This window comes from Bradyrhizobium sp. NBAIM01, assembly GCF_020194115.1.
Classification (GTDB): Bacteria; Pseudomonadota; Alphaproteobacteria; order Rhizobiales; family Xanthobacteraceae; genus Bradyrhizobium; species Bradyrhizobium yuanmingense.
In genome coordinates this window covers 50,075-63,428 of the sequence record NZ_JADYVU010000023.1, presented here as the reverse complement: position 1 = coordinate 63,428, position 13,354 = coordinate 50,075, and the positions used below count along the sequence as shown (strand labels likewise).

Annotated in this window: 10 protein-coding genes; 3 read left to right on the top strand and 7 right to left on the bottom strand. The window is 62.3% G+C overall.

Annotation, left to right across the window (positions count from 1 at the left end):
• Positions 1-626: 626 nt before the first annotated feature.
• The gene (locus I6F31_RS34980) at positions 627-1,346 is read right to left on the bottom strand and encodes a hypothetical protein (protein WP_109145688.1); all 720 of its coding nucleotides are present in this window, start codon (positions 1,344-1,346) and stop codon (positions 627-629) included.
• Between the two features lie 472 nt (positions 1,347-1,818).
• Between I6F31_RS34980 and I6F31_RS34975 the strand changes: the two genes are divergently transcribed.
• The 3 genes from I6F31_RS34975 (at position 1,819) to I6F31_RS34965 (ending at position 5,685) form a co-directional block, all read left to right on the top strand.
• On the top strand, positions 1,819-2,160 hold the full coding sequence (locus I6F31_RS34975) for an H-NS family nucleoid-associated regulatory protein (RefSeq protein ID WP_074448231.1): 342 nt from the start codon (positions 1,819-1,821) through the stop codon (positions 2,158-2,160).
• 983 nt (positions 2,161-3,143) lie between these two features.
• Positions 3,144-3,380: a hypothetical protein gene (locus I6F31_RS34970; protein ID WP_109142896.1), complete on the top strand. Its 237-nt coding sequence runs from the start codon at positions 3,144-3,146 to the stop codon at positions 3,378-3,380.
• Positions 3,381-4,245: 865 nt separating this feature from the next.
• On the top strand, positions 4,246-5,685 hold the full coding sequence (locus I6F31_RS34965; RefSeq protein ID WP_225186938.1) for an FAD-binding oxidoreductase: 1,440 nt from the start codon (positions 4,246-4,248) through the stop codon (positions 5,683-5,685).
• Between the two features lie 166 nt (positions 5,686-5,851).
• Here I6F31_RS34965 and I6F31_RS34960 read toward each other — a convergent pair whose 3' ends face one another.
• The 6 genes from I6F31_RS34960 to I6F31_RS34935 all read right to left on the bottom strand — a co-directional run bounded on the left by I6F31_RS34960 (position 5,852) and on the right by I6F31_RS34935 (position 13,324).
• Positions 5,852-7,174, bottom strand: coding sequence for an FAD-binding oxidoreductase (locus I6F31_RS34960; RefSeq protein ID WP_036008157.1), 1,323 nt, complete (start codon positions 7,172-7,174; stop codon positions 5,852-5,854).
• Between the two features lie 183 nt (positions 7,175-7,357).
• Positions 7,358-8,821, bottom strand: coding sequence for an aldehyde dehydrogenase family protein (locus I6F31_RS34955; protein WP_225186937.1), 1,464 nt, complete (start codon positions 8,819-8,821; stop codon positions 7,358-7,360).
• 22 nt (positions 8,822-8,843) lie between these two features.
• Positions 8,844-10,013 carry an alanine racemase gene (locus I6F31_RS34950; protein ID WP_036025135.1) on the bottom strand — a complete coding sequence of 390 codons (1,170 nt, stop codon included), beginning with the start codon at positions 10,011-10,013 and terminating at the stop codon, positions 8,844-8,846.
• Positions 10,014-10,039: 26 nt separating this feature from the next.
• The gene (locus tag I6F31_RS34945; RefSeq protein ID WP_225186936.1) at positions 10,040-10,906 is read right to left on the bottom strand and encodes a GNAT family N-acetyltransferase; all 867 of its coding nucleotides are present in this window, start codon (positions 10,904-10,906) and stop codon (positions 10,040-10,042) included.
• Positions 10,907-11,083: 177 nt separating this feature from the next.
• On the bottom strand, positions 11,084-12,391 hold the full coding sequence (locus I6F31_RS34940; protein WP_225186935.1) for an FAD-binding oxidoreductase: 1,308 nt from the start codon (positions 12,389-12,391) through the stop codon (positions 11,084-11,086).
• A 54-nt stretch (positions 12,392-12,445) separates the two neighbouring features.
• Positions 12,446-13,324, bottom strand: coding sequence for an ABC transporter permease (locus I6F31_RS34935; RefSeq protein ID WP_225186934.1), 879 nt, complete (start codon positions 13,322-13,324; stop codon positions 12,446-12,448).
• Between the last annotated feature and the right edge of the window lie 30 nt (positions 13,325-13,354).

The following is a 13,354-nucleotide window of genomic DNA, read 5'->3' as shown; positions in this document are numbered from 1 at the left end:
ACCAAAGCGAGCGGCAGAGCTAGAGCCGTTTAGAGACCCGCCGGATCCGAAGGATGACCCGGCTCACTCGCGCGATTTGATGCACGGATTGCCCGCGTTCCTCGCGTCCACCGCTACCTTGAAAGAGGACTGGGCGGCTTTCATCTGCGCCTAGCGAGCCTCGGCGATGACGTCGCTACGACGCGTCGCCAACCAGCCAGGCCGGGGTGCCTCACAACACTTGAACGAACTCGGCGGCGAGACCGGCCGCCCATTCAGGGTCGGGCGTTAGCTCCGACTTTCATTCGACGTTGCACTTCGGAACACCGCAACGAGCCGATCGCCTTCCCAAAGCTCAACGTCGTGCTCGTCATGCATTTGCTCGGCTCGGCGTCTCGCCGCCTGCTCGTCAATACAGTCGAGCTTTGCAGTGCAGATCACTTGCCGGCTGCCGTCCACCACGAAAACCTTATACCGCATGATGCCGTCCGATCCAAAAAGGTGACGATCATCGTACCCGAATGTCCGGTTAAGGCAGCGCCAAACTAAGTGCGATGCAACGGAACCATTGTACGTGTGTCAGTTCGGCGATACCTGCTCGTTCAATCCGTCGGTCGCGCGGCGGCAGTACCTCGTATGTCGCCACCTCAGTGGCGTAGTCTCACTGCGTGCCGAAGCGTGTGGCTCGAGCTTAAGAGCGAGAGGCCACCAAGCGTCATCAGCAGCCCACCGAGCCAGCCCGTCCAGCTGCGCGCTTCGTCGTGCCCCTCTGCAGTGCGCGGGCCCAGCGGCATATCTTGAGATGGGTCGGCAGGCGCGGCGGCGAGAAACTGCCCAACGTTGACTTGATCCGGCACGGAGTGTTCGCGCTTGAGCTGGTTGCGGGGAATATCTCCGACGGGAGCCGCCGACATCAGGGTAGCACCCGTGCCGAGATCGGAAGTGGCATCTGCTACCTGCATTTCCGTTACAGGCGTCTGGGATTGTTCGGGCGGTGCAGAGCGCAGCAACTCCGCACGCGCATCAACGATCACGCTCCGCGTGGTCTGCGTGGTCCGGTTCTCGTCGAAACTGGCGCTACGGTCTTTGGCCGCGGGAGCCCGAATGGGTTTCTTCACCGTCGCGATGCCCTCGGCCAGGAACCAGCATCTGCGACGACCGTCCGTTCGGTAGACCCAATGCTGTCCGCCACTGGTCGAGGTACCGGGACGCGGCGCGCATTCGGCTTGCGGCGGAGGGGTGGTTACCGTGGGTTGGGACGTAGCAGTATTGAAGAAGTCGGTTAGAGGATTGGAAGACGCAGGCGTCGCCGAAAAACCTCCGACAAGGAGCAAACTGGCGAAGTACAATCGCAAATGTCCGGACATCGGAAACTCCCGGGTGCGCCCCGCTTGAGCCTTAGCGGCGACAACGGCCCCCATGCGGCTTAAATCGGGCAACGCGATGAATTAATGGTATTCTTGGCCACCTAATTTATATGCCGGTCCAGCACTCCAGGGATGCCTGCAACAAGGATAGGCCGATGGATTCATCGGTCATCTGAGTTGCGCCGGGCCTCGATCCGCGGCGTAGCCGCCCGGTCGATTGCGATAGTTGCGCCCGTTCCCGAACACCAAAGCAAAACTTGCCGAGGGATGAGTTCGTGGATGTCGCGATACGTGGACACCCCCGCTACGAATTAAATACTCCATCGCGATACTGCCATCGTCGCGCCTTTCTCCCTGCCACCTAGCGGATTTAAATGTGGATTGTGCGATCAATATTTAACTGGCGGCTTGCCTGCTCCCTGATTCCCGACTTGTGTGCCCGGGCCTTCTGCCCAAGATTCGGATTGGAGCCATGAACACCGCGCATTTTAATTCGCTCTCCGTTGACGAGCTCTGGACCCTTCACCAAGAGGTCGCCGCCAAACTCACTCAGAAAATGTTGGTGCAAAAAGCACGTTTGGAGGAAAGGCTGCGCAGCATTAGACTGGCCAGCGAGGTCACACGGCTCAATTACAAGCGCCGTCGTCCATATCCGCCCGTCCGTCCCAAATATCGCAATCCGAAGAACCCAGCGGAGACATGGTCGGGTCGTGGCAGGCAGCCGCGATGGCTGCGGCCGCAGCTTCGAAGCGGCCGAGACTTGGACGATTTCCTGATCGATCAGGCTTCAGCTCAAAAGCGCCAGACAAATTGAGCGCCGATTGCGGCATTTTGGGTTGGGAATGCTGGCGCCGGCTGTTTCCCGATCTGAGATTTTCACATTATCGTTTTAACGCGGGTCATGACTATGGTTGGAGCCATTGGCCGTAGCGACCGCACTTGCGATCCGGCTGACGGTCTCGCTGAATCGCTCGGGGGGCCCGCGGCGCAGTGAAGACATCGACGAGAACTCAAGCGCACGATGGCCCGACTCTAGTCGTGATGCTCTCTGAAGTGCCGCCTAACCGCATTCCACGCTCGAAGGGCTGGAAGGAGGAGGACGACGAAAAGAACTCTGATTGCAACTGGAGTCATCCCGCGCTGCAGGAGTGGTGGTTCGCGACCATCCCAGCGACCGGCCGTCGTGTTGATCGTCGCCGGAGATGGAATTGCTGCGTGCCGAGTAGGTGCCGGTCTGCGCGAGGGCAGGACAGCTACAACGAACAGAACGTTCACCAGCAGCCATATTCCCACTATGAGAAGGACACTACGCACGAGAACGACCATTGTTGATCTAATCTGCCGGGCTTATTCCTGCCTCATGCCCGGCACGCAGCCGGCAACACTGCGTTCGCGGACGGAACCGCCTCGCTGCAGCCGGCACATTTGGCATCCGCCGATGCCATCGGGCCCTGAGCGCTTCGCGAACGCCCAGGATCGCTCGCAGCCTAGTCGGGCGCAACACTCGCGTCTGTGCGCTTTCGAACATTCATGCCCCTTCAGGTATGCCCGTTCTGTGCATCATCGGGCGAGAGCCGGACAGAGATAGCTCATCAGCCAGGACGGCCGACCTCAGCCCGCAGTCCCTGAACAGGGGCCGGGTCATGGAGCATGGCCAAATATCGCAGCACGATGAGCGACGAATTTGGCGGTCCGCATCGAACCAGTATCGAGTTTCGGCAGTTGACTCCCGGTGAATCCGAACAAGCAAACTGATTGTTCGGGCCGAGGATAATATTAAAAGCTACGCCGGCACACATGAAGGACCTCCGAGGACGTTTGGAAAAGGTCCGCGCTGACGCCAGAGAATTTACGCTGATGAGTCAGCGGGCGACGGACATAGAGAAGCGCGAGCTGTTCAAGCGCTTGGCGGATGAGCTCGCCTTCGAGGCTCTCGAGCTCGAGCTGATCGTGAAGAAAAATCAGCCACCTGATCCGTGCGACAAGCACGAGGTCGTGGAATTTACGTTACCCTCTCAGCGAAAGCGCGGCTGACGCGAAAGAGGTTAAGCCGGCTAGATCGTGCGTGCATAACGGATCTTTGCGCATGACCCCGCCAGCGATCGCTGGCCGCCGCATCGAACTGCCCATTGCGCTTCGCGGGCCCAGATCCGGAACATTCTGGTTCTGCAGCAAGCGGTATCTTGCTGCGCCGGACAGAACACACCGTCCGTTTTGCCCGCTCCGATTTCCTATTCTACGACAAGCACGTGACCGACTTGTCCCATCGGATCTGCGCGCTGTATCGAATGGGTGAAGATATAGAAACTAGGGAAACACCGAATAGCAAACCGGCCGTGTCCACTCCAACAAAAACGTCGCACCAGACGCGCTTTGCTCTATCGAAGAATTTAAAGAAGCCCTTGCGGGCTTAAAGGTGGTGGGCGCACCAGGGCTCGAACCTGGGACCCGCTGATTAAGAGACATGCTATGGCCGTTGATTCTTCAAGAGAATTTTTCCAACTGGGCCAAAATCCCACCATTAGAGATCAATGACTTACAGCGAAATATCCAACCGCGGAGGGCACCTGACGGTTTGGGGACACGCGACAAGAGATGGTCGCGGAATCCCCTCTAGCAATTTAAATAGGTTGGCAGTCGCTTCCAAATGAGACCAGATCTCGCAGGAGGAACAGTCCCGGGCAAGGGGCGCGAGAGTATTTGGGAGGGGACACCGCGGTCACCCTCGCTTGCGGGCAGCAGTCAATAGGAAGGTTCGGCTACCTAAAAAAGCAGCACCTTCCTGGCACTGCCGACAACCGCGGCATTTCAGCATTGGCTTCTTCGAAAGCAGCACCGAACGGCAGGCAATCCCGTACAAGCGCGCAAAGATGGTTCAGCGCCAATCGGGAGCTGAGACATGTCCCAGTCAGTACACGTCCGACCTTTTCGTGACCTCCTCGACAGCGGGGGCGTCGTTGAGGACCCGGAGCGGATCGCCACCTACACAATGGATCAACGTCAGCTTTTCACGGGTTCGACGTTTGCCGTGCTGAAGCCGGCGACGACACAGCAAGTCGCCGATATCGTACGGCTGGCGGCGCACTACGGGATCGGAATCGTTCCGCAAGGCGGCAACACCAGCTATTGCGGCGGCGCTACGCCGGACGCGTCCGGACGCCAGGTTATCGTGAGCCTCGAGCGGATGGACAGGATCCGCGAAATCGATCCCGTCTCCATGAGCATCTCTGTGGATGCCGGCGCCGTCCTGAAGAACGTCCAGGACGCCGCGGCGGCTGCGGGCCTTCTGTTGCCGCTCAGCCTCGGCGCGGAAGCCAGTTGCCGGATCGGCGGCAATATCGGCACGAACGCCGGCGGGCTGTCGGTCGTGAGGTACGGGATGACGCGCGATCTGCTGCTCGGAATCGAGGCGGTGCTGGCGGACGGCACGGTGGTCTCCGACATGCGCAAGTTGCGGAAGAACAATACCGGCTACGACGTCAAGCAGTGCTTCGTCGGAAGCGAGGGGACTCTCGGCATCGTCACGGGCGCAGTGTTGCGTCTCGCGCCCTTGCCGACCCGCCGCGCGACTGCCTGGCTGAAGCTCGCGAAGGACGCTCCAATCGCCGAGCTTCTCACGCTGATCCGCCGCGAATCGGCGGATCTTCTGACCACGTTCGAATTCATGACATCCCGCTCGATTACGCTCGCGACCGAAGCAATGTCTGACCCGCCCTCCCTCGGCGCGGGCCCCGGAGGCGCCGTTCTCGTCGAGTTCGCCTCTTCCTCACGCCATCTCGATCTCGACGAACTGATGGAAGCCGTTCTGGCCGAGGCGATCGAGACCGGCTGCGTCGATGACGCATTGCTGGCGCAGAGCGGATCGCAGCGAACCGCGATGTGGCGGCTCCGGGAGACCATCCCCGAAGGCGAGAAGCGCCGGAACGGATCGGTGAAGCACGACATCTCGGTACCGCTTTCCTCCATTCAGCGCTTTCTGGACCTGGCCGGCTCGCAGGTACGATCGTATGACGCCGACCTTGAATTGTCCGTCTACGGCCATGTCGGCGACGGCAATCTGCACTACAACGTGCTCGTTCCTCGCGATGTCGACCGGCTGGAATTCACCAAGCGGATCGAAAACAGCCTTTCGTTGCAACTCTACGACACGGCCGCCGCGCTCGGCGGCACGTTCAGCGCGGAGCATGGCGTCGGTCGCTTCAAGAAGCACCTTCTAGACCGGTACAGCGATCCTGGGCGTATCGCGGCCATGCGCCGGATCAAGACCGCCTTTGATCCGGCGGACATCATGAACGCCGGCGCGATCGTTTGCCCAATGGGAGGGAAGTCTGCCAGTTGAACCATCAGCCGGCGTGCCGATGCTTCCGAACGGCGGGGCTTCGGCCGATGCACCCCGATCAGCCAAATCCTCTCGTGCATAAAGAAAGAGCCACTCCGAAGGAGTGGCTCAAGTTGGGGAGGAAACGCTCCTTGGGGACTGCAGGGCCTGATTTCCGGCTCGATCTTCAGATGGCGGCTATGTCCAGCCTCGAGCCGTCGGTCAGACGCGACAGCCGGAACGGTGCGGGATCGACGCAAGGCGTGTCGTTGACGACAAGCTCTGCGGCCAGATAGCCGAGCCCCGGGCCCAAACCGAAGCCGTGACCCGAGCAGCCGGCCGCGAGGACGAGGCCCTTCACCCCGTCCACCTGCGACACCACGGGCACCGCGTCCGGCGTGCAATCGACGAAGCCGCCCCAGGCGCTATCGATCTGTATTTCGCCGAGTTGGGGGAAGGTTTTCCGGACACTCGCCACCACTTGGCTCACCAGCCATTTCAAGGGCGGAGGATCCAGCACGCGATTCTGCTCGAATATCCGATCGTCGTTGGTCAGCAGCGCCGCCATTGAATCCGGCCCCGAAACGAACGATTGGCCGACGCCGAGCCTGACGTTCTTCAGGCGACGCAAGAACTGCGGCATGAACTCCCGGCTGTATCGGATCGCCTGGGGCGTGATTTCGAGGTTCGCCTTGCCGCTGATCGCAAGCGTATAGCTGCCATCCAGTCGGCGCGTGATCGTGCAGTACGGTGTGGAGACCGCCTCGCCGATGTTGATTGTCGGGGTAGAACGCAGCGCCGTCTGCCGGATGCTCGCCTGGGGGAAACTGATCCCGAGCGGCCGAAGGAAGCGCGAGGACCAGGCGCCGGCGGCGCACAGCACCGCGCTGGTTCTGATGTAGCCCTTCTCCGTGTGCACGCCCGCGATCTTGCCATTGGCCAGGTCGAGCTTCCGCGCAGCGCATCCCTGGTGGATCGTGGCGCCCAGAGTTCTGGCCGCTTCGGCGATAGCCGGCGCGGCGAGCGCAGGTTCGGCCTTGCCATCCCGCTCCGAATAGGTGCCGCCGACCCATTTGTCGCGCGCTTCGGGGACGCGCTCGGCCACCTCCGCCCGACTCAGCACGCGGGTGTCGACGTCGTACTCCCTGGCGACCTCGCGCCACTTTTCCCAACCCGCGAGCACAGCCTCGTCATGGGTCGCATAGACGAGACCGCAGCGACGAAATCCGAGGTCCCGATTGACATCGCGCGTGAGTTCGTCCCACAGCCGCATGGAGAGCACCGAGAGCGGCAGTTCGCGCCGGTCGCGGTTCTGCTGGCGGCACCAACCCCAGTTTCGGCTCGATTGTTCACAGGCGACGTGGCCCTTCTCGAGCAGCGCCACGGAGAGGCCGCGCTTCGCCAGGTAATAGGCGGCCGTAGAGCCGAGGATGCCGCCGCCGACGATGACGACGTCGGCCTCGGCCGGAAGACGCTCATCGCTGTGAATGCGCTCGACGTGGGGCGACATGTTCCAACGAACCTCGGCTGCCAAGAATGCGGAAGCAAAGTTCCGATCAGCCCTTCATCGCATCGTGCGGTCGATAGAATGTGCTGAAATCATCAAGGACTTCGCAAGATGTTCGGGTTTTTAACCACTTGAGTGATACGAGCTGCTCTAGCGGGACCGAGTCCCAGTTCAGCGCAGAAGCATTCATCGGTAAAATCCGAGAGCGGCCTTGGTCTCAAGATACTCCTCCATGCCCTCGATGCCGTATTCGCGACCGTTGCCGGAGCGCTTGTAGCCGCCAAAGGGAGCATTGGGGTCCCAGTCAGGATAGTTGAGATGGACTTGACCCGACTGGATCCGCCCCGCGACGGTTCGCACTGTCTCCATATCGGTGCCCTGCACGTGGGCGCCGAGCCCGTAGACGGTGTCGTTGGCGATCGCGATCGCCTCGTCCACGGTGTCGTAGGGAATGATCGACAGCACCGGACCGAAGATTTCCTCCTGCGCGATCCTCATGTCGGGACGGACGTTCGAGAAGATGGTCGGCCGCGCATAGAAGCCAGTCCGAAGATCGCCGGGCCGACCTCGCCCGCCGATGACGAGCTTGGCGCCTTCTTCCAGGCCGACACCGATCATGGTCTGCACGCGCTCGAACTGCGGCCGGTTCGCAACCGGGCCATGGGTCGTGCTTTCCGCAAGGGGATCGCCGACCACCAGCTCTGAAGCGGCCTCTGCCGCCAAGGCCTCGACCTCTTTCATGTGTGAGCGAGGCACCAGCATGCGCGTCGGCGCGCTGCAGGATTGGCCGAGGTTGCGGAAGGCGGCCGCGACGCCCAGCGGAACGGCACGGCCAAAATCGGCATCAGGCAAGATGATATTCGGTGACTTGCCGCCGAGCTCCTGGGCAACGCGCTTGACGGTGGGTGCAGCCGCTTGCGCGACGAGAACGCCAGCCCGGGTCGAGCCGGTGATCGAGATCATGTCCACCTGCGGATGCGACGCCAGACGAGCGCCGACGATCGGGCCTGTTCCATTGACGAGGTTGAAGACGCCGGGCGGACAAGCGGCATCGTCCATCACCTCAGCGAAAAGCAAAGCACTCAGCGGCGACAATTCGCTCGGCTTCAACACCACCGTGCAACCAGCCGCGAGCGCCGGGCCGACCTTGGCTGTGATCTGGTAGAGAGGCCAGTTCCAGGGGGTAATGAGACCGCAGACCCCAATCGCCTCTCGCATGATCGCGGTGCTGCCGCGTGGGGTGACGAACGGATAGTTCGCAAGGTTGTCGCGTGCGACACGGATGTGCTCGGCGGCCAGCGGCACCTGGGCTCGGCGCGCATAGGTGATGGCAGCTCCCATCTCGAACGTGAGGACCTGCGCGAACAACTCCAGCCGCTGGAGAAGCAAACCATGAACCCGATCAAGCAGCGCCGCTCTTTCAGCAGGCGGTGTCGTGGACCAGCCGGCGAAGGCTCGTCTGGCAGCTGCTATGGCGCAGTCCACATCATCGTCGTCGCCAAGCGTAACCTCGGCGATCGACTGCTCCGTCGCCGGATTGACGACGGATGCTGCGGCCGCGACTGATCCGATCGGCTTCCGCCATTCTCCGTCGATGTAGAATTTTCCGAGCAAGCCGGCTTCCGTCAGGTGTCGAAGGGGCGAGGTCATTGGAAGCGATCCTTTCGACGGCCTACCAGCCGCGCATCCGGGGCCATCGCGCTTCGATCGCCTCGCTGTCCGCGGAAACGACGTTGTACAATTCGTGTTGCGACGCCGTCGCACAGGCGTGATTGGGCAGGATGCGGACCTTCGCGCCGATCGGAAGATCGGGCAAAGCGTGCGCCGACCCGGGTCTGACGGCGAGGATCCCGTGCTCCTGGCTCGCTTGGGAAACAATCAGGTCGGGAAAGACTTTGCCCGCCACGTCGCAGACCAGACCGTATCCCTGGTCGGCCGGCTGTGCCGCGGTGCCGCGGTCGCGCGACAGGGCCATCCAGCCCGCATCGACCAAAATCCAGCCCTTCTCGGGCTTCTTCCCGATCACAGTGGCGAGCACCGAGATTGCGATGTCGTCGGTCGTACAGACACCGACGCCGTGCATGACCAGATCGAAGAACATGTAGACGCCGGCCCGCATTTCCGTGACGCCGGTCAGGTCGTCGGCGAAATGCGCGGTCGGCGTCGAACCGACACTGACGACACGACATTCATGGCCGGCCGCGCGCAATGTCATCGCGGCGGCGACGGCCACGGCGCGCTCGCTCTCCGCAGCCGCGACAAGGGCCGCAGGCGTACTGAGGCCGTAGGATTCGCCGGCATGGGTGAGAACGCCGGCGATCTTGACGCCGGCCTCGGCCATGGCGGCCGCAACGACCACGAGTTTCGGATCGGTCGCGGTCAGCCCACCGCGATGACCGTCGCAGTCGATCTCGACAAGGGCGGACGGTGTCACACCGGCTGCGCGCCCGGCCGCGCCAAGCATGGCAGCCTGCTCAGGCGAGTCCAACAGCACCTTGATGTCGATGCCTGCTTTCTGCAAGCGCATCGCTCTGTCGGAGGTGTGCGGCGCCAGACCTACCGCATAGGTCATGTCCCGGAAACCGTGCTGTGCGAAATACTCCGCCTCCGCCAGGGTGGAGACAGTAATTGGCCCGGGCACGGACCGATAGACGCGCCGGGCGACGTCAATGGATTTTCCGGTTTTCATGTGGGGCCGCAGCACCACACCGCGCGCGGCCATGCGCGAGGATAGACGGGCAAGATTGCGATCCAGCCGGTCCCTGTCGAGCAGGAGGGCGGGAGTTGCCAATGCGGCCAGCGTCGCGGCGGCCTTGCCACTCTGGATATCTGTCCCGCGCATCGCCTGGCCTAGCACGTCGATGTCTCCTAGCCGAACGACTGGTTGGCAATTGCGAAGCTGCGCGCCGGACCGGTCGATTGCGCCGGCATCCCCAGGGTCATGGTGGTGGCGTCGCTGACATGCTGCAGGCCAATGCTTTCGAGCCACGGCCCGAGTTGCGATGCCGCAGACGTATCGATGCGGACGAAACGCCCACCAAGGCGTGCGAGCGCTGCCTCGATCAGCGCACGTGCATCGGTCGGGCTTTCGGCCGCAACAGGGCCAATGACATGCCCGCGACCGAAAAGCCGGGAGATGGCGTAACCGCGGGCTATGCCGTCACGGTGCAGGACATAGCCATCGGCGTTTTGGACGAGCCGATCCAGCATCCGTTGCCTTTCCCAACCGGTGGCCTCGCGATCGAGCCGCACGATTGCATCGAAATCCGATGCAGCCATTGGCCTGACGAGGTTCGAGCGCGGCGACCCGCCGGTTTCGCTTGGAATTCCCTGATGCTGGTGGATGACCCCGATCGGCACGAAGCCGCGGCGTCGGTAAAGGGCGATGCCTTCGGCTGTCGAATTCAGCGCGACCGTTCGTGGGCGCGCGGACGTCAGCAACGCGTCCATGAGTCGCGCCCCGTAGCCGCGGCCCTGAACAGCCTTCGCGACGATGATCATCCCGGCGGAAGCATGCGTGTCGCCATATGGCCACCACGCCGCCGTTCCGATCACCGCTCCGGCGCGCTCTAGGACGAAGCCACGGCCCAACTGCAGCGCGACATCCCAATCCTCGATCCGGTAGGGCCAGGACATCTCTTGCGAGAGTCTTAGCGCGCCCTCCAGATGCGATCTGGCGAATGGAAGCAGGACCACATCTTCATGGACGCGATCTTCGGCCGCTGCGGTCGTCATGATGGGGCAAGTCTCTTTCGGTTTGCCGGCCAGATCGCCAGTGCCAAGACGAGGGCTATCCGGGTGATCCTCGCATGGTCCGCAGCCTATCTTGCGCCTCACAGCATTACGTATCGGACTGGAGCCAAGTTCGGCACAGCATTTCAATGATGATGCGATTGAACGACCGATCTGCTGTCAGCGGCTGGCGCGCCACAGAGCGATGCGGTCCCGCATGCGATAGCCCTGAATGAACGCGGGCATGAACCAGGGATTGCCGCGATAGAACGGGATGAAGGCGGGAGGGCGGAAGTCAAAGGCAGTGCACGCCTGCGCGTCATGTCCCATCAGCTTGTGCGCCGCATGCATGCCGACCCATGGCGCCCAGACCACGCCTGAACCGCAGAAGCCGGTGGCATAGACGATGCCGTCCTGCTCGAAGATGCGAGGAATCATGTCGCGGTTCATGGCGACGTTGCCGAACCAGCTGTGCGAGAGGCGAACGCTCTCCAGTTCCGGAAACAGATTGACCAAGCCCTTGCGCAGAAGCAGCTTCGGAGCGATTGGATCGCCGACGCGAGAGCTGTCGCGGCCACCGAGCAGAATGCGTCTGCCGTCGGGCGAAGGCCGGTAATAGAAGCCGACCTCCCGATTCTCGGTGATCATCATCCCTTTCGGCATCAGCCGCGCCATGACGTCGGGCGCGAGCTCCTCCGTTGCAATGATCCGGCTGCGCACCGGGACCAGCCTGCGGCGCAGGAAGGGCACGGCACCATCGCTGTAACCGTTGGTACAAACCAGCACCTGACGCGCCTGCACCGGACCGGCCGCAGTGACGACGCGGAATGCGCCATCTCTTTCGATTGAAGTTACTGGCGTCCGGGCGTGCACTGCCAATCCGGAAGTGAGCGCAACCCGCAGCAATTCGGCGTGGAATTTGGCTGGGTGCAGTCCGCCGATATCCATCCGAACCGTACCGCCGCGATAGACATCCGTGCCGATGTACTTGCGCTGCTCGGCGTAAGGAACCGCATAAGCTTCTATCCCGAGTCTCTTCGCGAGCCTTTCTGCAGTACGAGCCATGGCTTCGTATTGCTCATAGCCGAAGGCGCCCTTAAACTGCCCCACCGGCTGGAAGTCGCAGGCAAGGCCTTCCGTCTTGATGAAATCGTACAGGAACTCGCGTGCGGCCTTGCCTTCCGCCTCGATCGCCAGCGCCTTCTCTTCGCCGAAACGCTTCGTGAGCGTTGCGTAGTCCGGCCGAATGGACCCACTGGTAATTCCGCCGTTGCGCGTGGAAGCTCCCTCGCCCGGATCCATTGCGTCAAAGGCTGCAACCGAACGCCCCTCGCGCGCGAGCGTCAGACCAGCCGAAAGTCCCGCATAGCCCGCACCAACGATCAGCACGTCGAGCCTCTTGGGCAGTGGTTGCCGAGGCAGCGGCTTGAGCGGGGCGGCTTCCCACCAGTATGGCGTCGCCTTCTCGTCTACTCTGGGCGCATGCATGGCATTCGTGTCTCTTATGTCTTGTGGTGTCCAGCCGAGGCTTGGCTCGGCTGATCAGATGTGATCGTTTCGAACGTCGAGGGCATCTCGCAAGCCATCGCCGATGAAGTTGAAGCTCGTCACCGCAATCGTAATCGCGGCGCCGGGAATGATCGCGAGCCATGGAGCGCTCGCCAGATATTGCTGGGCGCCATTGAGCATGTTGCCCCAGCTCGGCAGCGGCGGCTGGATGCCGTAGCCGAGAAAGCTGATATAGGCTTCCAGAAGGATCGCACGGGCGACGGCGAGGCTTGCGGCGACGATGATTGGACCCATGGCATTGGGCAGGACCTCGCGGAACATGATGTGCCTGCGGCTCAGTCCCACCATGCGCGCAGCCTGGACAAACTCGCGCTCGCGCAGCGAGCGGACCTCGGCCTCGACGATTCTGGCGGTCTCCATCCAGCTCGTGACGGCAATGATCACGGTGATCATCACCGGGCTCGGCCGCAGCATGGCGGCCAGCGCCAAGACGAGGAAGATCGAGGGATAGGAAAGGAAGCCGTCCACCACGCGCATCAGCGCTGCCCCGACCCAACCGCCGCGATAACCCGCCGTCACACCGACCAGGGTGCCGATCAGCGTCGACAGCAGCATCGCGGAGAATCCCACCAGCAGCGACACACGCCCGGCCTCCAATAGCCGTGCAGCCAAGTCACGTCCGAGGGGATCGGTGCCGAAATAGTGGTGCCCGCTGAGAGGCGGCGCAAAGCGGGCACGCAGATCGATCTGGAGGGAGTCGTAGGGCAAGGCATAGGGGCCGATAGCGCACGCCAGCACAAGCAGGGTGATCATCGAGATCCCGACAAGTGCAAGATGGTGGCGCATGAAGCGCGCCACCGCACGGCTGTGCCACCACCGAGTAGGAGCTGCGTGCACGACAATGGTGGTCATATCTGCTGCCTCCTGGTAACAGGGCGAGCC